General features: G+C 50.7%; 26 protein-coding genes and 1 pseudogene. 17 read left to right on the forward strand and 10 right to left on the reverse strand.

Translation table 11 applies throughout. The features are described from left to right. Positions 1 to 354 (reverse strand): dihydroneopterin aldolase, encoded by a 354-nt coding sequence (folB, locus tag C2M34_RS02805; protein WP_105199455.1) that lies wholly within the window; start codon positions 352 to 354, stop codon positions 1 to 3. A 172-nt stretch (positions 355 to 526) separates the two neighbouring features. On the opposite strand from folB, the gene plsY reads away from it, so the two are divergent. Continuing rightward, positions 527 to 1138, forward strand: a complete 612-nt coding sequence (gene plsY / locus C2M34_RS02810) for a glycerol-3-phosphate 1-O-acyltransferase PlsY (RefSeq protein WP_158681382.1) — start codon at positions 527 to 529, stop codon at positions 1136 to 1138. A gap of 21 nt (positions 1139 to 1159) precedes the next feature. Here the strand turns inward: plsY and tsaD are convergent, their stop codons facing one another. Next, positions 1160 to 2176, reverse strand: a complete 1017-nt coding sequence (gene tsaD / locus C2M34_RS02815) for a tRNA (adenosine(37)-N6)-threonylcarbamoyltransferase complex transferase subunit TsaD (RefSeq protein WP_105258008.1) — start codon at positions 2174 to 2176, stop codon at positions 1160 to 1162. A gap of 196 nt (positions 2177 to 2372) precedes the next feature. Between tsaD and rpsU the strand changes: the two genes are divergently transcribed. From rpsU to C2M34_RS02875, 12 genes are all read left to right on the forward strand, one after another. Continuing rightward, complete coding sequence (rpsU, locus tag C2M34_RS02820) at positions 2373 to 2588, forward strand: 30S ribosomal protein S21 (protein ID WP_105188416.1); 216 nt, start codon at positions 2373 to 2375, stop codon at positions 2586 to 2588. Between the two features lie 21 nt (positions 2589 to 2609). Further along, the gene (locus C2M34_RS02825; RefSeq protein WP_105199452.1) at positions 2610 to 3056 is read left to right on the forward strand and encodes a GatB/YqeY domain-containing protein; all 447 of its coding nucleotides are present in this window, start codon (positions 2610 to 2612) and stop codon (positions 3054 to 3056) included. A 148-nt stretch (positions 3057 to 3204) separates the two neighbouring features. After that, the gene (gene dnaG, locus C2M34_RS02830; protein ID WP_105258009.1) at positions 3205 to 4977 is read left to right on the forward strand and encodes a DNA primase; all 1773 of its coding nucleotides are present in this window, start codon (positions 3205 to 3207) and stop codon (positions 4975 to 4977) included. Between the two features lie 124 nt (positions 4978 to 5101). Further along, positions 5102 to 6949, forward strand: coding sequence for an RNA polymerase sigma factor RpoD (gene rpoD / locus C2M34_RS02835; protein WP_105199450.1), 1848 nt, complete (start codon positions 5102 to 5104; stop codon positions 6947 to 6949). An 86-nt stretch (positions 6950 to 7035) separates the two neighbouring features. Further along, complete coding sequence (gene prmA / locus C2M34_RS02840; RefSeq protein ID WP_105258010.1) at positions 7036 to 7914, forward strand: 50S ribosomal protein L11 methyltransferase; 879 nt, start codon at positions 7036 to 7038, stop codon at positions 7912 to 7914. A gap of 276 nt (positions 7915 to 8190) precedes the next feature. Beyond that, entirely contained in the window at positions 8191 to 9156 is a 966-nt protein-coding gene (gene dusB / locus C2M34_RS02845) for a tRNA dihydrouridine synthase DusB (RefSeq protein WP_105199448.1), read from the forward strand. Between the two features lie 26 nt (positions 9157 to 9182). Further along, complete coding sequence (gene fis, locus C2M34_RS02850; protein ID WP_010374122.1) at positions 9183 to 9473, forward strand: DNA-binding transcriptional regulator Fis; 291 nt, start codon at positions 9183 to 9185, stop codon at positions 9471 to 9473. A gap of 229 nt (positions 9474 to 9702) precedes the next feature. Further along, positions 9703 to 11289, forward strand: a complete 1587-nt coding sequence (gene purH, locus C2M34_RS02855; RefSeq protein ID WP_105258011.1) for a bifunctional phosphoribosylaminoimidazolecarboxamide formyltransferase/IMP cyclohydrolase — start codon at positions 9703 to 9705, stop codon at positions 11287 to 11289. 106 nt (positions 11290 to 11395) lie between these two features. Beyond that, on the forward strand, positions 11396 to 12217 hold the full coding sequence (locus C2M34_RS02860) for a class I SAM-dependent methyltransferase (RefSeq protein WP_105199446.1): 822 nt from the start codon (positions 11396 to 11398) through the stop codon (positions 12215 to 12217). 12 nt (positions 12218 to 12229) lie between these two features. After that, complete coding sequence (gene purD, locus C2M34_RS02865) at positions 12230 to 13513, forward strand: phosphoribosylamine--glycine ligase (protein ID WP_105258012.1); 1284 nt, start codon at positions 12230 to 12232, stop codon at positions 13511 to 13513. A gap of 155 nt (positions 13514 to 13668) precedes the next feature. Beyond that, entirely contained in the window at positions 13669 to 14499 is an 831-nt protein-coding gene (locus C2M34_RS02870) for a DUF2797 domain-containing protein (protein WP_105258013.1), read from the forward strand. Between the two features lie 75 nt (positions 14500 to 14574). Next, positions 14575 to 14850 (forward strand): hypothetical protein, encoded by a 276-nt coding sequence (locus tag C2M34_RS02875; RefSeq protein WP_105258014.1) that lies wholly within the window; start codon positions 14575 to 14577, stop codon positions 14848 to 14850. Positions 14851 to 14865: 15 nt separating this feature from the next. On the opposite strand, the gene C2M34_RS02880 is transcribed toward C2M34_RS02875, so the two are convergent. The 5 genes and pseudogenes from C2M34_RS02880 to C2M34_RS02900 all read right to left on the reverse strand — a co-directional run bounded on the left by C2M34_RS02880 (position 14866) and on the right by C2M34_RS02900 (position 19415). Then, positions 14866 to 15798 carry a histone deacetylase family protein gene (locus C2M34_RS02880; protein WP_105258015.1) on the reverse strand — a complete coding sequence of 311 codons (933 nt, stop codon included), beginning with the start codon at positions 15796 to 15798 and terminating at the stop codon, positions 14866 to 14868. Between the two features lie 98 nt (positions 15799 to 15896). Beyond that, a complete protein-coding gene (locus tag C2M34_RS02885; protein WP_105258016.1) occupies positions 15897 to 17444 on the reverse strand; it encodes a serine hydrolase in 1548 nt (515 codons plus the stop codon). Positions 17445 to 17504: 60 nt separating this feature from the next. Then, positions 17505 to 18017, reverse strand: coding sequence for a gamma-glutamylcyclotransferase family protein (locus C2M34_RS02890; protein ID WP_105258017.1), 513 nt, complete (start codon positions 18015 to 18017; stop codon positions 17505 to 17507). After that, a pseudogene (locus C2M34_RS02895) lies at positions 18014 to 18639 on the reverse strand (LysE family transporter). The gene C2M34_RS02890 and the pseudogene C2M34_RS02895 overlap by 4 nt, the downstream one beginning before the upstream one ends. Beyond that, positions 18636 to 19415 (reverse strand): hypothetical protein, encoded by a 780-nt coding sequence (locus C2M34_RS02900; RefSeq protein ID WP_105213506.1) that lies wholly within the window; start codon positions 19413 to 19415, stop codon positions 18636 to 18638. Before C2M34_RS02900 ends, C2M34_RS02895 begins: the two are co-directional and overlap by 4 nt. 270 nt (positions 19416 to 19685) lie before the next feature. On the opposite strand from C2M34_RS02900, the gene C2M34_RS02905 reads away from it, so the two are divergent. After that, a complete protein-coding gene (locus C2M34_RS02905) occupies positions 19686 to 20015 on the forward strand; it encodes a 5-carboxymethyl-2-hydroxymuconate Delta-isomerase (protein WP_105199755.1) in 330 nt (109 codons plus the stop codon). Here the strand turns inward: C2M34_RS02905 and C2M34_RS02910 are convergent. Beyond that, the gene (locus C2M34_RS02910; protein ID WP_105258018.1) at positions 20012 to 20950 is read right to left on the reverse strand and encodes an amidohydrolase family protein; all 939 of its coding nucleotides are present in this window, start codon (positions 20948 to 20950) and stop codon (positions 20012 to 20014) included. The genes C2M34_RS02905 and C2M34_RS02910 overlap by 4 nt on opposite strands. Beyond that, on the reverse strand, positions 20928 to 21656 hold the full coding sequence (locus tag C2M34_RS02915; protein ID WP_105199437.1) for an SDR family NAD(P)-dependent oxidoreductase: 729 nt from the start codon (positions 21654 to 21656) through the stop codon (positions 20928 to 20930). Before C2M34_RS02915 ends, C2M34_RS02910 begins: the two co-directional genes overlap by 23 nt. Before the next feature lie 74 nt (positions 21657 to 21730). Here C2M34_RS02915 and C2M34_RS02920 point away from each other — a divergent pair, with 74 nt between their 5' ends. Beyond that, a complete protein-coding gene (locus C2M34_RS02920) occupies positions 21731 to 22123 on the forward strand; it encodes an acyl-CoA thioesterase (protein ID WP_105199436.1) in 393 nt (130 codons plus the stop codon). Positions 22124 to 22126: 3 nt separating this feature from the next. On the opposite strand, the gene C2M34_RS02925 is transcribed toward C2M34_RS02920, so the two are convergent. Then, positions 22127 to 22540: an META domain-containing protein gene (locus C2M34_RS02925; RefSeq protein WP_158677898.1), complete on the reverse strand. Its 414-nt coding sequence runs from the start codon at positions 22538 to 22540 to the stop codon at positions 22127 to 22129. Positions 22541 to 22717: 177 nt separating this feature from the next. On the opposite strand from C2M34_RS02925, the gene C2M34_RS02930 reads away from it, so the two are divergent. Beyond that, the gene (locus tag C2M34_RS02930) at positions 22718 to 24286 is read left to right on the forward strand and encodes a S41 family peptidase (RefSeq protein WP_234398760.1); all 1569 of its coding nucleotides are present in this window, start codon (positions 22718 to 22720) and stop codon (positions 24284 to 24286) included. Continuing rightward, positions 24286 to 24657: a hypothetical protein gene (locus tag C2M34_RS02935; protein WP_105213386.1), complete on the forward strand. Its 372-nt coding sequence runs from the start codon at positions 24286 to 24288 to the stop codon at positions 24655 to 24657. The genes C2M34_RS02930 and C2M34_RS02935 overlap by 1 nt, the downstream gene beginning before the upstream one ends. The last annotated feature ends 23 nt before the right edge of the window (positions 24658 to 24680 follow it).

The raw sequence follows: 24680 nt of genomic DNA on the forward strand, positions 1-24680 counted from the left end.
CTAGTTTTTACTACGTACGATTTTAACGCCAACGGTTTGCGCCGCAGGCACCGCAGCGGGCTTGCTGACGGTAATGGCCACCTTGGGCGTGTTGAATTCATTAAGAATAAGCGCCGCCAATTGCTCTACCAGAGTCTCCAGCAATTCCACCGGTTTTGCCAAGCAATGCTCGGTGACGCGCTGACTGACCAAGGCATAGTCTATAGTATAAGAGAGATCGTCACTCTGGGCGGCCTGGCGTAAATCGCAGTCCATTTCGATATCGAAATAAAGGCTTTGTTTACTTTCTTTCTCAAAGTCGTACACTCCAATAATGGTGTCCACTCTAAGCTGTGATATATAGACTTTGTCCATGTTTGAAGCTCCAATGTCAGCTGGTCGGATACCCAAAAAGGATTAGAATAAGTACCCTGACCTGGCGTAACCGCGATTTACCTCGCTGCGCCCGGCATGAAATAGCTCGGCGCACACTCATAATGAGCGGCGATAATAGCTTAAAACGTACAATTAAAAAATAAGGATGACAGTGTTAGCGGCGTTAATGTGCATTTTTGCCTACCTTCTCGGTTCGGTCTCTTCGGCAGTACTGATCTGCCACCTTTTTGCGCTGCCCGATCCTCGCCAAGCCGGCTCGAAAAACCCCGGCGCCACCAACGTCTTGCGCATTGGCGGTAAGCTTCCCGCGATCCTGGTACTAGTATTCGATATTCTCAAAGGCACGATCCCGGTCTGGAGCGCCTATTTTATGGGCATAGATCCTATTCACCTGGGACTGGTCGCCGTGGCCGCCTGCTTAGGGCATATCTATCCGCTGTTTTTCGGTTTTAAGGGCGGCAAGGCCGTGGCCACAGCCTTTGGCGCCTTATTACCCATAGGTTTATCCCTTGGCGGCTTGCTGATCCTCACCTGGGCCTGCGTTGTCGCCCTGACCCGCTATTCATCCCTGGCCGCCTTGGTAACCGTTTCCCTGGCTCCCTTGTATACTTGGTGGATCAAGCCCTTGTACACTGAGCCAGTGCTGTTTTTAACCGTGCTGATCATCTTTCGCCATCGCACCAACATGGTACGCTTGCTCAAGGGCAAAGAGCCTAAGGTAGGGAAAAAGAGAGAAAAAGAAGAGGTAGCGCCAGAGAAATAATCGCCGGCGCTTTAGGACCTACTAGCGAATGCTAGGCAAGGTATCTATAGACCAGCGAGGCTGAACTCGGGTATCCAAGGTAGCCGTTTGCCCCGCCTTAAGACGCTGCATACCCGCATAAGCGATCATCGCGCCGTTATCCGTACAAAATGCCGGACGCGGATAAAATACTTCACCCTGCATGCCCTGCATCACCTGCTCTAATTGCTCACGCAAATAGGTATTGGCACTTACACCACCGGCAATAACCAAACGCTTGATACCGGTTTCCTTAAGCGCACGCTTACACTTGATAGCCAGGGTGTCGATCACCGCGGTTTGGAAAGCATGGGCAATGTCCGCCTTGGTTTGCAGATCGTCGCCTTCACTGCGAATGGTGTTGGCGGCAAAGGTTTTCAAGCCACTGAAGCTAAAGTCCAGACCCGGTCTGTCGGTCATGGGACGGGGAAACTTAAAGCGATTCGGGGTGCCCTGCTCGGCCAGTTTCGCCAACAAAGGGCCACCTGGGTAATCCAGGCCCAGTAATTTAGCGGTTTTATCGAAGGCCTCACCGGCGGCGTCATCCACCGACTCACCTAATACTTCGTACTCGCCAATGGCGCTTACCTTGACCAACAAGGTATGACCGCCAGAAACCAGCAAGGCCACGAATGGAAATTCGGGTACCTTTTCTTCCAGCATAGGCGCAAGCAAGTGACCTTCCATATGGTGTACGGCCACGGTGGGCAGCTTCCAGCCATAAGCCAGGGATCGGGCGATCGACGATCCTACCAATAATGCACCCACCAAGCCGGGGCCAGCGGTATAGGCCACACCATCGAGATCCTCTGGGCCACAGTTCGCCTCGGCAAAGGCCGCTTCAATCAGGGGCAGAGTCTTACGCACATGATCTCGCGACGCCAGCTCAGGCACCACACCACCGTAGTCGGCGTGCATTTTTACTTGGCTATAGAGTTGGTGGGCCAACAAACCTTGTTCGTCATCATAGATGGCGATCCCTGTCTCGTCACAGGATGATTCAATCCCCAAAATGCGCAATGTCTGTCTCCTCGCAGGGCGATGTGGCTGATAAGGCCGCATATTCTACTCCCTTGCTGCAATTTTACCAGTATTGTGATATTTATTCTTTACACACCGGGGTAACTCGGATTACAATGCCGCACCATTTTTGAACCACATGATCATTATTTGATCGAATGAGTGCAGCTCATTAAGTTAGGTAGGTGAGATTTTAATGCCAGTAATTAAAGTAAGAGAAAACGAGCCGTTTGACGTAGCCCTACGCCGCTTCAAGCGTTCATGTGAAAAAGCAGGTATCCTTTCAGAAGTTCGTCGTCGCGAGCACTATGAAAAGCCAACCGCTGCGCGTAAGCGTAAAAAAGCGGCTGCTGTTAAGCGTCACATGAAAAAGCTTTCTCGCGAAAACGCACGTCGCGTTAAATTATACTAATCACTGTCCGGTCTTGTTGTCATGAGTCTATTAGATTCGTTAAAAGATGCACAAAAAGACGCGATGCGTGCCAAGGACAAATTACGCCTTGGTGCTATTCGTTCAGTACTCGCTGCAGTTAAACAGCGTGAGATCGACGAGCAAATCACGTTAAACGAAGCCGATATTACGTCGGTTGTAGTTAAACTAGTGAAGCAACGCCGCGATTCTTATACTCAGTATAAGGATGCCGGTCGTGACGATCTTGCCGATGTAGAAGCAGCGGAAATGAGTGTTTTGGAAGAGTTTCTACCAAAGCAGCTGAGCGAAGATGAAATCAGTCAACTGATTGATAAAGCCATCGCCGATACTGGTGCACAAGGCATGCAGGACATGGGTAAAGTGATGGGCGTAATTAAGAGTCAAGCTGAAGGCCGTGCCGATATGGGCAAACTCTCAGGCCTTATTAAACAGCGTCTTAACGCCTAAGTCGCGAAAGCAAATTCAAGCAAACCGAGCCTAGTGCTCGGTTTCTTCGTTTTTAGAGTCTGTAAAAATCAAGGCGTAAATTTATAACCCCTTTTCCCATCGCCCTTGATATACTAGTGTGATTCTCTTTTCTTCTTAGGTGTTGCGAATGGCAGGTAAGATCCCCCGACAATTTATCGACGATCTTTTAGCGCGTACCGACATAGTCGAGTTGATCGACTCGCGCGTAAACCTGAAAAAAGCAGGCAAGGATTACCAGGCTTGCTGCCCATTTCACAATGAAAAGAGCCCATCCTTCACCGTTTCTCAGGATAAACAGTTTTATCACTGCTTTGGCTGCGGTGCCAACGGCAACGCCATCAGCTTTGTAATGGAGTACGACAAACTCGACTTTGTTGACGCCATCGAAGAGCTGGCCAGCCTGTTGCACCTGGAAGTTCCCAGAGAGCAAGGCAACCCCAACCAAAGCGATCGTCCGCCGGTCTCCCAGGAGCAAAAGCGATCCGACTACGATTTAATGGAGCAAACCGCGCGCTATTATCAGCAGCAATTGCGCCATCATGCCAATGCCCAGCTGGTGATTGACTACCTTAAAGGCCGAGGCTTAAGCGGACAAACGGTAAAAGACTTCGGTATCGGCTATGCACCCAGCGAATGGGAAGCCCTGTGCCAAACCTTGGGGAAAAACCCGAAACAAAAGCAACAGCTGATCGAGCTCAAGCTGGCAACGCAAAAAGACAATGGTCGCACCTTTGATTTCTTTCGCGATCGTCTTATGTTTCCTATTCGCGATCGTCGTGGTCGTGTTATCGCCTTCGGCGGACGCATTATGGGCCAGGACGATAATGGTCCTAAATACCTGAACTCGCCGGAAACCAGAATCTTCCATAAGGGCTTTGAGTTATATGGCTTTTATGAAGCCAAACAGGCCCATAAAAAGCTTGAGCAACTACTGATTGTTGAAGGCTATATGGATGTAGTGGCGCTGGCGGAGCATGATATTAAATACGCGGTAGCGGCCCTAGGTACGGCGACCACCAACGAACATATGCAGATGCTGCTACGGGCAACCGACAAGGTCGTGTGTTGCTACGATGGCGACCGCGCCGGTCGCGATGCCGCCTGGCGAGCCTTAGAAAATGCCCTGCCCCATTTAAAAGACGGTAAGGCACTGAAGTTTGTATTTCTGCCCGATGGCGAAGACCCGGATTCCTTGGTGCAGCAAGAAGGCAAGGCCGCGTTTGAACAACGCCTGGTCGATGCCAGAGATTTTAGCGACGTCTTCTTTAGCCGTTTGAGTGACGACATTGATCTTACTCAGGATGCCGGCAAAGCCAAACTGCTGAGCCTGGCTCTGCCTCTGATTGAGAAGATCCCCAGCGAATTCTATCAGGAAAACCTGCTGGAGCGTCTGGCCCGCTTTATCGGTCGCACCCGAGAGCAACTTAATGCCAAGCTTAAAACTCCGCGCCAACAGCACAGGGTGGCAAGCCAATTTAAGATGACGCCAATGCGCACCGCCATCGCCCTTATGCTGCAGCACCCGCAACTGGCGGCCAGCGTTGACTATATGCCAGAGCTGGCCAGCCTCGGCCTGCCCGGTCTGGAATTATTTTTGACCATACAAAAGCATTGTCTCGATAACCCAGGAGCGCGCACCGCGCACCTGCTGGAACACTACCGCGATCGCCCGGAATACGGCGCTTTGACCAAGCTAGCCGCCTGGCCTCACCAAATAAACGATGAGGTGTTGGAACCTCATTTCCAACAAACGGTCAAATTCATTGAAGATCAGTGTTTAAATCACCGTTTAGAGTCCTTATTAATAAAGGACAAGACTCAAGGTCTAAGCGTGACAGAGCGGCGTGAATACGCCCTGCTGACTCAAGCACTTAAAGGCAGTGAAGTGCTCGAAAGCTAGCCAGAAATTTCACGGTCTGTTATACTACGCTATTCACCGCGTCAAACCGGCTTGGGGCACCCAGCTTAGGTACTTAAGCTGACGCCTGTTGTATTAATTTATCAGGGTGGAAGAGCAAATCTCTATGGATCCAACTCCTCAGTCACAACTAAAACTTCTGATTCAGAAAGGTAAAGAGCAAGGTTATCTGACATTCGCTGAAGTGAATGATCACCTTCCACAAGACATCATAGATTCGGATCAGGTCGAAGATATCATTAGCATGATCAATGACATGGGTATCAAGGTTTGCGAAAGCGCACCAGATGCTGATGAATTGATGATGGCCGAGACCACCACCGATGAGGATGCGGCAGAAGCTGCCGCTGCGGCACTTGCCACCGTAGAAAAAGAAATCGGCCGTACCACGGATCCGGTGCGCATGTATATGCGCGAAATGGGCACAGTCGAGCTTTTAACGCGCGAAGGTGAGATCGATATCGCCAAGCGTATCGAAGAAGGTATCAACCAGGTACAGATTTCTGTAGCCGAATATCCGGAAGCCATTTCTCACCTGCTTGAGCAATGGGATATGTTCGAAGCGGAAGAGATCCGCCTGAGCGACATTATTACCGGCTTTTTCGATCCTAACGAAGAAGATACACAGATCTCAGCCACCCATATCGGTTCAGAACTAAGTGACGATGACTTAGATGACGAAGACGACGATGGCGATGACAGCGACGACGATAGCTCGGAAGAAGAAACGGATAACGGTCCAGATCCGGAAGAAGCACGTATCCACTTCGAAAATCTACGTACCCTGTACAACGGTGCTCGTGTAATTTTCGAAGAAAAAGGTCGCTCACACCCGGATGCGAAAGCAGCTATTGTTGAGATCGGTGAGCTATTCCGCACCTTTAAACTAGTGCCTAAGCAATTCGACCGCATGGTTAATAACATGCGCGATATGATGGATAAAGTGCGTGTACAAGAGCGCATCATCATGAAGCAGGCGGTACAGGTTGCGAAGATGCCGAAGAAAACCTTCGTTAAGCACTTTGCTAACAATGAAACCGACAGCGCCTGGCTAGACCTTGAAATCGCAGCCGGTGAAAACTACTCAACTATGCTGGCAGAATTGAAGCCAGAAATTGAGCGCTGCATCAATAAGCTTAAGCATATTGAGCAAAGCACAGGTTTATCAATCGAGCGTATTAAAGACATCAACCGTCGCATGAGTATCGGTGAAGCGAAAGCCCGCCGTGCCAAGAAAGAGATGGTTGAAGCCAACTTACGTCTTGTAATTTCAATCGCCAAAAAATACACCAACCGTGGTCTGCAGTTCTTGGATCTAATCCAGGAAGGTAACATAGGTCTGATGAAGGCGGTTGATAAGTTTGAATACCGTCGTGGTTACAAGTTCTCGACTTACGCGACTTGGTGGATCCGTCAGGCTATCACGCGTTCAATCGCTGACCAAGCCCGTACCATACGTATTCCGGTACACATGATTGAGACCATCAACAAGCTAAACCGTATTTCTCGCCAAATGTTGCAGGAAATGGGTCGTGAACCGAATCCGGAAGAACTTGCCGAGCGCATGATGATGCCGGAAGACAAGATCCGCAAGGTACTGAAAATTGCCAAAGAGCCGATCTCGATGGAAACCCCAATCGGTGACGATGAAGATTCGCATCTTGGTGATTTCATTGAGGATACCACCATTGAATCGCCAATCGACTCGGCGACCATGGAAAGCCTCAAGGGTGCAACCCATGAAGTGCTTGCTGGCCTAACTGCTCGTGAAGCGAAAGTACTACGTATGCGTTTTGGTATCGATATGAACACCGACCACACCTTGGAAGAGGTAGGTAAACAGTTCGACGTAACCCGTGAGCGTATCCGTCAGATCGAAGCCAAGGCTCTGCGCAAATTGCGCCACCCTTCACGCTCTGATCTACTGAAAAGCTTCCTAGACGCGAACAAATAACAGGCGTCTTATTAAAGCATTACAAAGGCCGCTTTTTAGCGGCCTTTGCGTATCATTTACAATATTCATCCAACATGGGGACTAACATGGCTTGGATTCAAATTCGCATTCGTGCCACCGAATCAACGGCGGACGCAATCAGTGACCATCTTATGGATGTCGGCTGCCCATCGGTCACCTTTATGGACACCAAAGACACACCCATCTTCGAACCGCAACCGGGCGAAGTAAGATACTGGGCAGAAACCACAGTGATCGGCCTGTTTGAAGCCACACATGATATGCAGGCGGTGGTCAACTACCTTAAGGTTCAGCCCGAACTGCAAGAGCAGTTCCACTACAAAATAGAACAGCTGGAAGATAAAGATTGGGAACGGGAATGGATGAAAAATTTCCAGCCGATTCAGTTTGGCGAACGCCTATGGATTTGCCCAAGCTGGTTAGATGTACCGGATCCATCTGCGGTCAACGTCATGCTCGACCCGGGTCTGGCCTTCGGTACCGGCACGCATGCCACTACGGCCTTGTGTTTACGTTGGCTTGAGAGCCTGGATTTAAGCGGTAAAACCGTGGTCGACTTCGGCTGTGGCTCAGGCATTTTAGGTATCGCCGCCATTAAACTTGGCGCCGCACGCGTTATAGGTATAGATATCGATCAGCAAGCACTCGATGCCAGTATCGATAATGCCGAGCGCAATGGCGTTGCCGACCAACTTGAAGTTTACCTGCCAGAGAATCAGCCGAGCTTTGAAGCCGATGTGGTCGTTGCCAATATTCTTGCCCAGCCGCTACGCGAGTTAAACGAGGTGATTCTTGGCCTGTTGAAGTCAGGAGGCGAGCTTGCTCTTTCCGGAGTACTTGAAGAACAAGCCGAATCCGTGGCCGCTTGCTACGAGCATCAAGTGACTCTAGATCCCATAGCCCAGGAAGGTGAATGGGTGCGGATCAGCGGGATTAAAAAGTAACCGCTTTTGATCCTGCCCTGCACAGTGGACAAAAGTCTCTGTGCAGGCCATTTCTCACTCTTTTTACACTGTTTACGCTCCATCAACACCCCGCCATATAAGCCCTGTCAAGCCGGTGTTCATAAAACAGGCAAAAACCTTATTGCCCTCACTCGTTATAAAATGTCAATACAAAAAGTTTAAAAAAAAAGCACTTTTGTTCAATTTCTAGCCTTTGATTTTGCCTCAAAAAACCGTAAACTTAGCGCCCCTTGAAACGAGGTAAATTGTAACGCTGTGCAAATTGGTCCTTACCAGTTAGAAAACAATTTGATGGTTGCACCGATGGCGGGGATCACAGATCGCCCCTTTCGGCAGTTGTGTCGTCGCTTAGGCGCCGGACTGGCCGTCTCTGAAATGTTGTCTTGCAATCCCAAGGTATGGCAAACCGCCAAATCCATGGGACGTATGGATCATAGCGGCGAATCGGGTATTCGCTCCGTGCAAATTGCGGGGGCTGACCCTGAGCTAATGGCGCAAGCGGCGCAGTTTAACGTTTCCAACGGCGCGCAGATCATAGATATCAATATGGGCTGCCCTGCCAAAAAAGTGAATAAAAAGCTCGCAGGCTCTGCCTTGTTGCAGTATCCGGACTTAGTCGAAGCCATAGTGAAAGCTGTGGTGGAAGCGGTAGATGTGCCCGTCACATTAAAAATCCGTACCGGCTGGGATGTGGACAACCGCAACGGCGTCGAGATTGCAGCGATTGCTGAACACAATGGTATTCAGTCATTAGCCGTACATGGGCGTACTCGCGCCTGTATGTACAAAGGCTATGCCGAATACGACACGATCAAAGCGATCAAGAGTTCAGTGTCGATTCCTGTGGTTGCCAACGGTGATATCAGCTCACCGCAAAAGGCGAAACAGGTATTAGAGTATACGGGCGCAGATGCCATCATGATTGGACGAGCCGCTCAAGGTCGCCCCTGGATTTTCCGGGAAATTGACCATTATTTAAAAACTGGAGAAATACTCCCGCCCCCGGCCATTACCGAGGTGCGCAGTATTCTGATGGAGCATTTAATCAATCTCCATCAATTCTACGGTGAGGCCATGGGGCCGCGGATTGCTCGAAAGCATGTTGGATGGTATTTGCAAGCCCACGACGAAGACCGTCAGTTTAGGCGAGTATTTAATGCGCTAGAAACACCTGAGACTCAGGTGGATGCACTGAATGAATACTTTGAAACTTATTGCTAATCCAGAAAGAAAGAGACAATACAACGATGTTTGAACAAAATGTGACTTCTCCTTTTATTACTAACGCTCACGTTCAGTCACAAGAGAAACCACAACCTCTTCGCGACGCTGTTAAAAAAGCTGTTCACCACTACCTTAAGCAGCTTAACGGCCAGGACGTACAAGACGTTTATGAACTTGTTCTTTCTGAGCTGGAAGCGCCGCTTCTAGAAGAAGTAATGACCTATACACGCGGTAACCAAACCCGTGCAGCCATCTTACTGGGTATCAACCGTGGTACTTTACGTAAGAAGCTGAAAAAGTACGGCATGAACTAATTTATTCGCAGCCTTGAGCTGCACCGAAAAGCACCCTAGGGTGCTTTTTTATTTTCGCCCATACGCGAAAATGACCGATGCATCGGTCACTGTGTTATACAAAAACATCATCATTGTTTAAAATAGGGTTTCTAAGCAAACCCCTTGTCTAACCCCTAGGTCGAATTCACCAATAACTGGTGCTACCTAAGACAAGATTATCTACTCAACTGAGGTAACAAAAACTACCATGGATACACATCGTCCAATTCGTCGCGCGCTCCTGAGCGTATCTGATAAAACGGGTATCGTTGACTTCGCTCGTGAGCTAGCAGCTCAAGGCGTCGAAATTCTTTCTACCGGTGGCACCTGCAAGCTACTTGCAGACAACGGCATCAAGGTAACTGAAGTATCTGATCACACCGGTCACCCTGAGATCATGGATGGCCGCGTTAAAACATTGCATCCAAAAATTCACGGCGGCATCTTAGCCCGTCGCGGCCAAGACGAAGGCGTTATGGCTGAAAACAACATAGATGCAATCGACATGGTAGTTGTAAACCTATACCCATTCGCACAAACGGTCGCAAAAGAAGACTGCTCGCTTGAAGACGCGATTGAGAACATAGATATCGGTGGCCCAACCATGGTTCGTGCCGCGGCGAAAAACCACAAAGACGTGACCATTATCGTCAATGCCGCCGACTACGGCCGCGTTATCGACGAAATGAAGGCCAATGAAGGTTCTACCTCACACGCCACCCGTTTTGACCTGGCCATTGCCGCATTCGAGCACACGGCTCAGTACGACGGCATGATCGCCAACTACTTCGGTAAAATGGTGCCTGACTACACCGAAGAAGCGGCAACCGATACTAAGTTCCCACGCACCATCAACATGCAGTTCGCCAAGAAGCAAGACATGCGCTACGGTGAGAACTCGCACCAGGATGCGGCCTTCTATGTTGAAAACGACATTGAAGAAGCCTCGGTTGCCACGGCTAAGCAAATTCAAGGTAAGGCGCTGTCTTACAACAATATCGCCGACACCGATGCAGCCCTTGAGTGCGTAAAAGAATTCGATGCGCCGGCCTGTGTTATTGTTAAGCACGCAAACCCTTGTGGTGTGTCTGTAGGTGAAAACATCCTTGAAGCCTATGACCGTGCCTTTAAAACCGACCCAACATCGGCATTTGGTGGCATTATCGCCTTCAACCGTGAATTGGATGCGGATACCGCAGAAGCCATCATCGCCCGTCAGTTCGTAGAAGTGATCATCGCCCCTAGCATCAGCGAAGAAGCGGCACAAATCGTTTCTGCCAAACAGAACGTGCGCCTACTTGAGTGTGGTCAATGGCAAGCGCAAACTACAGGCGTTGATATCAAGCGCGTAAACGGCGGTATCCTGGTACAAGACCGTGACCAAGGCATGGTTACCATGGGCGACCTTAAAGTGGTTTCTAAGCGTCAACCGACCGAGCAAGAACTGAAAGATCTTATGTTCTGCTGGAAAGTAGCCAAGTTTGTTAAATCAAACGCCATCGTATACGCCAAAGACGGCATGACTATCGGTGTGGGCGCCGGCCAAATGAGCCGCGTATACTCGGCGAAAATCGCCGGTATTAAAGCCGCCGATGAGAACCTTGAGGTTAAAGGTTCGGTTATGGCTTCTGATGCCTTCTTCCCATTCCGTGACGGTATCGATGCTGCGGCCGAAGCTGGCATTACTGCGGTGATCCAGCCGGGTGGTTCAATGCGTGATGAAGAAGTAATTGCTGCCGCTGACGAAGCTGGCATGGCAATGGTCTTCACCGGTATGCGCCATTTCCGCCACTAAGAAACTCACCGCCAGGGCCATTTAGGCTCTGGCGTGTTTTCGTAGACTATTCAAATCAATCTGCTATTTTGTGTTAACACATAATAAATATCACAAGGATTCGATTATGAAATTTGGCTTTAAAACCGCGCTAACCGCGGCCATCGCGCTTTCACTAAGCGCCTGCGTAAGCACCAGCACCAGTGAACAACTGACTGAAGCCAGCCAAGGCGAGCTAAGAAGTGCACAAGCACAAGCCAGAGATCAATATCGTCACCCGGTAGAAACTCTGACCTTTTTCGGCATCGAGCCGAATATGACAGTGGTTGAAGTCTCTCCAGGCGGTGGTTGGTACACGGATATTCTCGCTCCTTTACTTAAAGACGAAGGCACCTTGTATGCCGCCCACTTCCCGGCCGACTCGGACGTGAAGTATTACCAGCGCTCATTGGCTGGCTTTAAGGAAAAGATGGCCAATACTCGTGCCTATTCCGACATCCGACTCACCGAGTTTTACCCCGGCACCCATCATAATATCGCCCCGGAAGGCAGTGCCGATATGGTGCTGACATTCCGTAATCTGCATAACTGGTATATGAATGCCGACGAGCAAGGTGTGAAAGATGCCATGCGCGCCTTTTATACCGCCCTTAAACCCGGTGGCGTACTAGGTATAGTGGATCACCGTTTGCCGGAAACCCGTGATAGCGGTAAGGCCAAACGTTCGGGTTATGTTAAAGAGAGCTGGGTGATTGCGCTGGCACAAGAAGCTGGATTTGAACTGGTTGCGAAAAGTGAAATCAATGCCAATCCGAAAGACTTCGCCAACCATCCAAAAGGCGTGTGGACATTGCCACCAAGCCTGAGCTTGGGTGAAGAAGATCGCGCAAAATACGAAGCGATCGGCGAAAGTGACCGGATGACGCTGAAATTCATCAAACCCCTATAGGATTTATAAGCCATGAATGTACTAGTCATTGGCAGTGGCGGCCGCGAACACGCACTTGCGTTTAAGGCCGCTCAATCAAACAAAGTAGAAAAAGTATTTGTTGCTCCGGGTAACGCCGGCACCGCACTTGAGCCAAAGTTAGAAAATGTGGCCATTGGTGTTGAAGATATTGATGCACTTATCACGTTCGCGAAAGAAAATAACGTTGAACTGACTATTGTAGGCCCTGAAGCACCGCTTGTTATTGGTGTTGTTGATGCCTTCCGCAAGCAGGGCCTGGCAATTTTCGGCCCAACGCAAGGTGCGGCGCAACTTGAAGGCTCTAAGTCCTTCACTAAAGACTTCTTGGCACGCCACGATATCCCCACTGCGTTTTACAAAACCTTTGAGCAAATTGAGCCAGCGCTTGAGTACATCAAAGAGCAAGGCGCTCCTATCGTAGTTAAGGCCGATGGCCTGGCGGCAGGTAAAGGCGTGATCGTGGCCATGACCGAAGCGGAAGCGGAAGAAGCGGTACGCGATATGCTAGCCGGTAATGCCTTTGGTGAAGCCGGTAGCCGCGTGGTTATCGAAGAGTTCCTTGAGGGTGAAGAAGCCTCTTTCATCGTTATGGTCGACGGTAAGAATGTATTGCCATTTGCCACCAGTCAGGATCATAAGCGCGCTTATAATGGCGATCAGGGCCCTAATACCGGTGGTATGGGTGCCTACTCTCCGGCGCCCGTGGTAACTGCGGAAATTCATGAGCGCATCATGAATGAAGTGATCAACCCGACCGTTGCTGGCATGGCCGCGGAAGGTCACCCTTACACGGGTTTCCTATACGCCGGTCTTATGATTGCTGCAGACGGCACGCCTAAGGTAATTGAGTACAACTGCCGCTTTGGCGACCCTGAAACTCAGCCTATAATGCTGCGTCTACAGTCGGACTTGGTTGAGCTAATTGAAGCTGCTAACCGTGAAGAGCTGGATAAGACAGACATTCAGTTCGACCCGCGTGCAGCGGTAGGTGTCGTTCTTGCAGCCAAAGGCTACCCAGGCTCCTACCCTAAAGGCGACGCCATCTCGGGCCTGCTTGTTGAGTACCCGGAAGGTGAGAAAGTATTCCACGCCGGTACCAAGCAAGACGGTGACAAGGTAGTGACCGCCGGTGGTCGCGTACTCTGTGCCACCGCTCTAGGTGAAACCGTAACTGCGGCACAACAACGTGCCTACGAGCTGGTAAAAGCCATAGATTGGGACGGCGTTGAGTACCGTACCGATATCGCTTATCGCGCCATTGCTCGCGAAAGCTAATCAGGCGCTAAAGGCCTATTGAGAAAGCGAAGCTCCGGCTTCGCTTTTTTATTGCCTGAAGTTTATCCGCCCAATCGCTGCAAACCCAGCTAGCCGAAGACAGTGCCGCGGTGGTCTGATACCATAAGCCCATACTTTTGCCATTGGGACGCAATATGCAAGGCACACTAAAGAAAATGAAAACCCAGCTCGGTGATGAGCAGAACCCGGCGGTGCAATACCAGCTTCCCGTTGGCGACGAACTATTACCGCTAAATGAGCTGATAGGCAAAACCCTGACCCTGACCTACAGCGGTAACATCTTCTGTTCCAGCTGCGGCAAGAAAACCAAAAAGAGCTACTCTCAGGGCCATTGCTTTGTCTGTATGCGTAAGCTTGCCAGCTGCGATATGTGCATTATGAAACCGGAAACCTGCCACTATGATCAGGGCACCTGTCGCGAGCCGCAGTGGGGTGAGGAAAACTGCATGATCCCCCACTATGTGTATCTGGCTAACACCTCTGGGCTAAAGGTAGGCATTACCCGTCATACTCAGATCCCAACCCGTTGGATAGATCAGGGCGCCACGGCGGCCTTGCCTATTATCAGGGTGCAGACTCGTCTGCAATCCGGCCTGGTGGAAGTCGCCTTGGCTGAGTTTATTGCCGATAAAACCAATTGGCGCAATATGCTCAAGGGCACTCAGGTTGAAGTGGACTTGCTTGCCGCCCGCGATGAACTCTTGCCGCAGATCCAGGCTAAACTGGATGAACTGGCCGAACTGTTTGGCGCCACCGCGGTGGAAGTGCTGGACGAAGAGGTGGTCGAGATCAACTACCCAGTGGACACCTACCCAAGCAAAATCAGCTCCTTTAATTTTGATAAAGAGCCCAAGGTCAGCGGCGTGCTGCTCGGCATCAAGGGGCAATACCTGATCTTTGATACAGGTGTAATCAACATTCGTAAGTTTGGAGCTTATGAGGTTGAGGTAGACTATAGCGCCTAGCAAATTCGGCGCTGCTGCTTGTAACCTAAAGATACTAATGAGTACCGGCCTTATCCTGCTGACCTAGGACAAAATATGCCCAACTTAGATTTTCCGGTACTGGCCGTTGAGTCAGACTTTATCACCCTGTGCAGCGATGCCAGTGAGCTTAAAGCCGCGGATAACGGCCACCTGCTCTTTGTCCTCGATAGCCGTCATCACTACTTTGATGCCAAGGGCCAGCCCATTGATCGTCAATGGTCGCTGCTGTGTACCGCCCTGCAAGATTATTTAAGCGCCGAGGGACATTGCTGTGTGGCTAAGTTACAGCTTCAGGATGAGAGTCAGATCTGGCCTTTGCTCGACGACTAAATGGGTAACGGGCTGCTATTGCCCTTCATACGCCGCCAGTTGCCCACGCAGATAATGCTCAACACCGCGGGCCAGGGCCGATAAATGGTAGCCCCCTTCTAAAAATGACACTATGCCCAGCACCCCATGGGCCTTGGCAAATTCGCCGAGGCGCTGACTAAACCAGGCATAATCCTGCTCGACAAATTTGAGTGCCGACATATCGTCTTCCAGATGCCCGTCAAAGCCGGCAGATACAAAGATCAGCTGTGGAGCAAAATGGGTCAATGCCGGTAACCATTGGCTTTCAACCAGACGGCGTAAGTCATTACCATCGCTGGCCGGTGGTAGGGGTGATTGGATCAGGTTGGCTCTGTCGACCGGCTCGGGGTTGGGATAAAGAGGGTTTTGAAATAAGGAGCACAGCAAGACATTGCGCTCATCGGCAAAAATGCTTTGGGTGCCATCGCCGTGGTGCACGTCTATATCCAAAATGGCAATGCGCTGTATCCCTTGCTGCTGCGCATAACGCACGGCGATAGCGAGATTGTTATAAACGCAGAAACCGGCGCTGTGCTCTCGGCTGGCATGGTGACCGGGCGGGCGCACCGCACAAAAGCCAGCATCTATGTTTCCCGCTAACACCTCATCCACGGCCGTTAAACCGGCACCAACGGCACGCTCTATAGCCTGCAACGACTCGGGGCACAAGCGCGTATCACCATCGAGATCCGCATAGCCAAGATCCGGAATGCGTTGCTCCACCAAGGACACCAACTGCTCGGAATGGACACTGAGAAAGTCCTGTCGTTCGGCCTTGCGCGCCTGTAATTGTGCTAGCTCTAAATCTAAGCCACTGGCAAGCAGGCGGTCTTGAATTACATCCAGGCGAGCGGGCGAGTCTGGATGATCGCTGCCCATTTGGTGGCGGCGACAGGCGGGGTGAGTGATAACGGCGATACGGGACATAAGCTGGCTGCATTAAACACTTTAATCAAGAGCTTAACAAAGTCGCAGCGCCTTGACCCTGCGACTTTGGTGTTAGCTTGTATGCTTTCAGGACTGGCCTACTTCTTCGGACGTAAATCCAGGTTGCGGAAGTCGAAGCTGAAATCTGTGACCTCGGTGGAAACGGCATGCATCCTGGCGCTGCTTACCTTATTTTGCTCATTCAGGGTAAAGTGGATAAAGGCATCCGCTTCGAGCATGGGCTCATCCCACTTAACAATAAAGCTGTTGCCACTGTGATGCTGCAGTTCGCCCTTTAAGCGCTTGGTGTGAGTAAAATCAATGCGCAGCTTGCCATCAAGTTGCTCGATAACCACGTCGCCATACCAGGCATCATGAAGCGTGCCGGTATAGTAGATAGGCGGTAAGGCGCTTTGATAATCTTCGACTAAACCCGGCTTGGCATTGGCGTAGGCCTGCTCCTTATTTTTAAAATGACGCTCGGCAAAACGCTCAACATAATCTTGATCCTCAAGCTCCAGCGCCTGCTCAAAGATTTCTTCGGTCACCGCCGAAAGCGCTGCAAAGGCCTGCTGATTCGACAGTACCACTACACCGAGCTTTTTCTCCGGCAGCAGAGAAACCTGCGACACCATGCCAAGAATACCGCCGCCGTGGCCGACGCGTTTATAGCCATGGTAATCAACAATAGACCAGCCTAAGCCGTAGCCACTGAACTGTTGTCTGGTCGCCGTAAAGGCCGCTTTAGAAACGGCGCGATTAATATGTGGCAGCCACATTTGCTCTTGCTGCTTGGCGCTAAACAGGGTCTCGCCATTGGCCATAACCCCGGCGTTAAGCTGGGTATTCAACCACAGACTCATTTCCTTCACGTTCGAGGCAATGGCACCGGCACCACGGAAGTCTTCAAGATAATTGACGAAGAAGGGGTTCAGCTTGCCGTTAAAGGGAATATGGCCGGTGGCATAGTTATTATTGTCTTCAGCGATACGGGAAAAACCGGCGCGTGACTGCTCCATGCCCAAAGGCATTAGCATCTTTTGCTCGATAAAGTCCTGCCAACTCATGCCGCTTACACGGGCGACCACCTCACCGGCGGTGACAAACATCAGGTTATTGTAGGCGTAGGTACTGCGGAAACTGGACTGTGGCTTTAAATACTGCAGGCTCTGGATGATATCGTCCACCGATTTATCCGTGTCCGGCCAAATCATCAGATCGCCCTGTCCCAATCCCAGACCACTGCGATGGCTAAGCAGATCGCGGATGGTCATCTCGCGCGTGGCGTACGCGTCATACAGGCGAAACTCCGGAAGATGGTCAATGACCTTGTCATCCCAGTTTAACTTGCCTTGATCCACCAGCATGGCCAAGGCCGCACTGGTAAAGGCCTTGGTATTTGAAGCTATCCCAAACAGGGTGTCGGCGGTTACCGGCTCCTTGGTATCGAGATGACGCACACCAAAACCCTTGGCATAAACGATGTCACCCTCGGCGACCACGGCGACGGCCATACCGGGCACATCAAAACGGGCCATGGATTGCTCAATGGCAGCGGTAATTTTTTGTTCTTCCAGCTTGGCTTGCGCCGGGCTATTTAATCCCAGCAACACGGCGCTGCACAGCAGCAGCGTTTTAAATTTCATTGTTATTATTCCTTTTGAGTTACTTCTGAATCCTGATCTTCCAGCAGCGCCCATTTCGCCCTAACAGTCACCCTTCTGGGGTTGGCCTGAGTGGATCTGCATCTCCCTCAGGTGCCGCTCGCGATTGAGATCTTCAATACTGGCTTGGCGGGCGATTTCAGCAATATAGTGCTGTGGCAAGCTCGCCTCTTGGGCACCGCGATACACATGCTGGACATACCAATCGAACGGCAAGGCCACCCGATCTAGGGTATTGGCGATATAACAATAGGCTCGGACCTGCTCTTGCTGGTCGACTAAGGTCACCTCAATATGCGCGACGTCATAACGCGGCCCCTCGATTTTATGCAGGTATTCCTGCTGCTCAACATCGAGTATCCACACCACGCCATACACGCTGGCACCAGTTTCACGGTGAATGGTGCACTTTCCCGAGCCGTCGAGGCTAAGCATATCGAAGCTCAGACGATAGTCGGGTAAATGGGCCACCCCGACGCGCCGGGCATCGGGCAAGCGCTCGCCAAGACGATGCGCCGACATATTGGAGCCGAAAGCAAAATAATATTGTGTCATAACAACACCACCTGAATCGCTAATACTATTAACACCACGCCGATGGCGCGGTCAAACCAGAACCCCTTGGCATTAAAAAAGCCCCGAACCTGCTGCTTAGAAAGCAACAGCGACAACAGAGAAAACCAGGCCCAGGTTGCCAAGGCCATATAGAGACCATAGCCTAATTGCACCATTTTTGGCGTTTGTACCGATACTACCAGGGTAAAGAGCGAGAGAAAAAACAAGGTCGCCTTGGGGTTCAGGGCATTGGTTAAAAAGCCGCGGCGAAAGGCCACCAGCAAGTTCTGATGCAGCTGCGGTTGCGGCTGGGCCTGCTCAGACTCTCCCGCCGCGGGCTTGCTACGCAGCGCCTGCACGCCTAAATAACCAAGGTAGAGAGCGGCCAAGTATTTCAGCACCATAAACAGGGTCGGCGCCTGAGAGATCAATAGGCAACACCGAGCAAACAATAAAAGATATGCACCAGAATCCCGGCACCCACCCCGGCACTGGTAGCCAAACCGTTAGCGCGACCATAACTGACGCTGTGTTTAAGTACCACGGCAAAGTCCGGGCCTGGGCTGGCAACGGCAAAAAAGTGGGCAATGGCTATGGCGGCGAACTCGGGCCAATAACTCATGCCTGCTCCTTGGTGAGCAGAGAGAGCAACAAGGGATCGGCACTGGTTTGTCCTAAGGCGCGCAATGTTTTTGTCGCCTTTTTAAAATAGCTGCGCAGGTGCCCTTTTAGATGCGCCGCCCCTTTGTCTATGCCCTTAATATGACAAAACAGCGCCAATAGAAACACTTGTTGCTGCTCGGACAGCTCACTGGAGCGATTGGCATAGGGGTTATAACACTTGCCGCAACCGCCGCGGAATTGATACACGGTGTTACTCAGCATCACGCCAAAACCAAAGAAGCTGGCCACCACCTCTGTGGCGGCATCCAGGTATTGTTCACCACCAGGAGGCAAGTGACCGCCCTGATAAATCATGACCCGCGCCATACCCTGCGCAAAGCTGGCAATCAGATCCTGTGGCTGATTGATCTGTTGCGGGTTGTATGAGAGTTGTACCTGGCCATCACTACTCAGTAATTGAGCCTCTGGGCCGCGTAAACAATTCGCAAACTCCATACGCGGGAAGCGCTGCGGCTGACTCAGCTCAGGTGCGACCAACACCAGGGGCCATTTTTCAAGACCAGCGTACTGTTTTACCTGGGTAAAAACCTGTTCCGCCATTTGCGCCACGCTATGGCTCTGACCGGCAAAAAACGCGTTGGTGGGCAGGACCAATTGGCTTTGCTGGCGAAAATAATCACCATCAAAGTGTTCATAGGCCCATAAAAAAGTATCCAGCAGCCATTGCTGCTCTTGCTCTTCAAGTAAAGGCGAAGGTTTTAACCAGCTTAACATAGTCATTTTTATTGCAACTTAGGTTCTTACCGCCAAGCATACCAATTCAAATAGAAAATAACAGCCGGGTGCGACGACACACGCTCGGTGAACAAGGCACCAAGACTTGGCTCTATAGGCTTTGCGCAGAGGAACTGGCATTTTTCTAAAAATGTGCTAAACCAGATATACCAATTACATTAAAAAGTGCTCGTTAGATTGAGCATGGTTTTAATAAAATTGGTCTTTTTACTCACTGGCGCTACTTATGTAATGTTAACGAGTGTGACCATGCCCCATATCATCATAGAACATTCCGAAGACCTGCCGGTGTTACCACAAGTATTAGTGGACAAGGTGCACCAGGCCACCTATGCCAGCGGCCTATTCGAACTAGCCACCATTAAGACGCGTGCCATTGCCTACCAACATTATGAATTGGGGGATGGTAAGGACGGCTTTATCCATATATGCGCCTACATTATGGCTGGGCGCACTCGCGAGCAAAAGCAGCAACTGAGCAGCCAACTGCTGGAGTGCCTTAGCACCTACTGCCGCCGTTCAGATTGTTTAAGCGTGGATGTGCGTGATTTAGATCCTGAGATCTATCTGAAGTGCTAAGCGTCGGGAGTCCGTGTCTCGGTGCCGTACAGACGCTGCGCATTGACGCAGGCCAGAGCGCTAAAATGGGGTAAATCCATGGCTTGATAGTCCAGCCACAGCTGCTGATAGCTGGTTTTAAATAAGCATAAGGGGAAATTGCTGGCGAGCATCACCCGTTGGAAGCCCAAGTGCAATATTGCTGTGCGGATCACCTTTTGCTGCCAGTTTATATCGCCATCCGGGTGAGTAATTTCCCAGCCGCAACACTTAAGATAAATATTGTCGCACCCTGCGCACAAGCTTAAACCCTCCAACCAGGTATCCCAGGTAGCAGGGGTCACCAAACCGGCATGATTGATCACTATATTCAGCCTTGGATTGGCCTTGGCATGGGCCACCACAGCGGCCGCTAGCTCGGGCTCACACAGACTAAACTGGGCCTCAAAAAGCAAGCCCTGCTCACAAAGCAAGGTAAGATTTTTACCTACATTAGGGCTTAACAGGCGCTCTCCATCAAGGCCTTCGGTGATATCGCGAATTCCGCGTAACAAGGGGAATTTTAACCGCTGCAAAGAAGCGGCGAACTGCTCAGGTGCTTGGTCTATGGCCGCATAACTGATTGCCGGGCCTCTAAAGCCCAGCTCTTGCAGCCAGTCCAGCTCTTTGGCTGGGTGTTGATTGTCAAACCCCGCCTCAATATGGGCAACGCCTTTTAACTCTAGGCCGTGCCCGAGTATCAGGTCAGCCATGGCGAAGTCACGCTGAATGCACTGCTTTTGCGGCCAAAACGGCGGCCCTTGCTGTTTAAGCCAATAATAATCCCCACGGCCATAAGCGAAAAAATGCACATGGGGATCAAACACGGGCGTAGTCATGGACTTAGCCATGGGTGTTGCCAAAGGCTTCTCCATTAAGGCTGCCACGGACTCATTACTGCGCCGTATAACCACCATCAATCACCTGCAGGGAGCCGGTGATAAAGCTGGCTTCTTCACTGACCAAAAAGGCCACCAGATTGGCCACATCTTCAGGCTGCCCTAAGCGACCAAGAGGCTGTAGTGCCGACTCCTCGGCCACCACGGTATCCTTATCGGCACCTGTATTAGCGCAGAAGTTGTCGATTGCACTGTGGAACAATGGCGTTTCTATGGTACCCGGACACACGGCATTGGCACGAATGCCAAACTCGGCATAATCCAGCGCTGTGGTTTTCGTCATTGAGGCCAGTGCCGCCTTCGACAGGTTATAGGCGAAGGAATTGCGTTTACCCACCAAGGCCTGATCGGAAGAAATATAAACGATAGAACCTCGTTTGGCCTCACGCATCAAGGGCAACACGGATTGCGTCGCGGCAAAGGCACCCTTGATATTCAGGGCAATCACTTCATCGAGCATGGCCTCAGAGGTTTGCTCAATATTGGCACTGCGGTGAATACCGGCGTTGCAGACCAAGACATCCACTCGCTCTTCGCGCTCACAGATGTCAGCGATCACCCGCTGCACACTGGCCACATCGCGCACATCACAATGGCGATACTCACCTATATCGGAAGTGACAATATCCAAGTTGTAAACTTTATATCCCTGGTTTGCTAACTTTTCTACAATGGCCAGACCAATTCCCTTGCTGCCACCCGTTACAATAGCGACTTCACTCATATTCATTTACGCCTTGATGTACATATCAGCTAATACTAGCATCAGCGCTAAATAAAAATATAGGATTAAAAATAATGACATTTCGTCTTGATATGAAAGTGCGTGACTACGAATGCGATTTGCAAGGGATAGTTAATAACAGCGTGTACTTCAACTACTTGGAACATGCCCGCCATGAGTACCTGTTAGAGCAGGATGTTGACTTTGTGGCTTTGGCCAAAGAGGGTATCAACCTGGTGGTAGTGCGCAGCGAAATGGATTATAAGGCTTCCTTGGTACCCGGCGATAAGTTTTATATCGGCGTTGAGATGGTGCGCGAAAGCCGCCTTAAGTTTGCCTTTATTCAGAATATTTACCGCGCCAGCGACGACAGACTGGTGCTTAAAGCCAAAGTTATCGGCACCTCAGTCAATGCCGAAGGACGTCCCTTCTTGCCAGCGCAGTTAGAGCGTTTATTTGCGGCCTAGGACTCAGGTTCCAGGCGCAACACCAACGACAAAGGTAAGGGTATGAGCCCCTGTTAAGGTCAGGGTCTCTTTATCCATCTGTAGCAGTGGCGATGACTTTAGGGTGCTTAGCAAGGCACTTTCATTGCGCTGCACTTCCCCCTCACAGACCCTGTAAGTCATGCCCAGATTAGTGACCTGCAACCTTTGTTCTTCCACCTTGCTGCTGGCGAAAAAGTGATTGCAACCGGTGTGGCCGTTTAACTGCAGTGCGTCGATAAAACCCACATAGGTATTATCGGTTTTTACCGCTTGCCCATCTATGCTGGTTAAATACCAGTGTTGAAATTTGAGTGCATCGGCTGTGCGCTGATCTTGTGCGGCACAAGCCGTTAATCCGGTTATTAACACCATCGCCAATATTAAATTCTTTCTCACCCTTGTGACCTTGAACTCACAGCTGCTAATGCCCTCAATGCTAAAGCAAAGACAGTAAATTTGCACCGATAACGACTTAATAATGTGCCATAAAACTTAACTTTTAACTTCCTTTTTACACCCACATACGCTTTAGTATAGAGTTAGTAACAGAGCACCTAAAAAATGGATTTCGACATGACGACCCAGCTTATAAAACCTTTACTTATTAGCGCCCTGAGCGCTTCGCTTCTGGCCTGTGGTGGTGGTAGCACAGATGACAATGGTGGCGACACCCCATCCAGTTGGACCCAAGGCGTTTTTGCCCCGTCTAGTCAGTTCAAAGGACAATGCAGCGCCATCAACGAGAAAAACTGGCTGCGTTCTTGGAGCAATGAAACCTATTTATGGTATGACGAAATCATCGACCGAAACCCGGCTTCCGTTGCCGGAGTTATCGACTACTTTAATACCTTAAAGACCAATGCCACTACCGCCTCCGGCGCGGCTAAGGATAACTTTCACTTCAGCTTGCCCACCGACGAATACCAGAAAATGCAGGAAAGCGGCGCCGTGATGGGCTATGGCTTTAATTTCAAGTTAATTCGCAGTGCACCACCTCGCGAAGTGGTGGTTAGCTACACCGACCCTGGCACCCCTGCAAGTGCAGCAGGAGTGAGACGCGGCTGGGAAATCATTGCCGTAAATGGCGTCGATATGATCAACAGCGATGACGTAGAGACGCTCAATAGCGCCCTATTCCCAAGTGTTAAGGGCGTACAAAACACCTTTACCTTTAAATTGGTCGGTTCAAACGAGGAGCGCAACATCACCCTGACCACAGGTGAATTTATCCAAGATCCTGTGATGAATGTAAGCACCATAGCCACCAACAGTGGCAATGTCGGTTATGTTCAGTTTAACGATCACAATGCCCCGGCGGAGCGCCAATTGTATGATGCCTTTAATCAATTGGCAGGAAGCAACATTAGCGATCTGGTAATCGATATGCGCTATAACGGCGGCGGCTATTTAAACATGGCGGCGCAGCTGGGTTATATGGTCGCGGGGCCATATAATACAGACGGCCTTATTTTTGAAAAAACCATTTTCAACGACAAATATCCAAACACCAACCCGGTGACCGGCAGAGCGCTCACGCCCATCCCCTTTATTGATGAGTACCTGGCTTTCGATCCCGACTCAGGGATCCGCAAGGGCACCAAGTTGCCAAGCCTCAACCTGGATCGCGTCTTTGTCCTGTCATCCAGCAGTACCTGCTCAGCCAGTGAGGCGCTGATCAACGGCTTAAACGGCATCCCTGCCGCGCGCGGTTTTAAAGTTATCCTCATTGGCGGTAATACCTGTGGTAAGCCCTACGGCTTTTACCCCACTGATAACTGTGACACCACCTTCTTCACCATTCAGTTTACCGGCGTAAACCATGCCGGCTTTGGTGAGTACTCCGATGGTTTTGCTCCAGAAAACACACCGTACGTCGAACTGGCCCCCGTCTATGTAGAAGGATGTGCGGTGGCCGATGACTTCACCCACCTCTTGGGTGATAAAAACGAAGCCATGCTAGCAGCGGCGTTAAACTATCGCACCACAGGCTTTTGCCCGGCCCCCACTACGGCGGCAGGCTTAAAAGGTTATGCGGTACAAAGCACTGTTTCAGAGGTGGGACTGAGTATTAGCGACAACCGCTGGCAAACCCAGTTGAAAAACAACCGCGTAGTAACCCCCTTACCCAAGGAGCTTAACTAATGCGTAAGTTTTGGTCTCACAGCCTGCTGGCGGCGCTCACCTTGGCCACCAGCAGTGGCTGTAACAGTACGGTGAATCAGGACGACTTGCGCCCGGCGCTGCTGAGCGAACCAAACCAGCAAGAGGTTGCAACCCTGGTTGCCCAGGCTCTGAACATCAAGGAAGTGAAGGTGCGCGAAGACGTGTTTATGCAAAAAAGCTCATTGGTATTGGAATCACCGCCCTTTAGCGATGCGCAAGGCAACCCCTTAATGGGCAAGCAACTGGAAATGCCACAGCGCTTTATGCTGCTCACCGATGGTCAGTTGTGCTACTTGCAGCACCTTAATAGCGAGCAGATATTGCCCGCCCCGACCCTGACTTGTCGTTAACAAAAAAAGCGCCGGCTAATGTC

It is taken from the genome of Pseudoalteromonas sp. T1lg88, from assembly GCF_002964765.1.
Classification (GTDB): domain Bacteria; phylum Pseudomonadota; class Gammaproteobacteria; order Enterobacterales; family Alteromonadaceae; genus Pseudoalteromonas.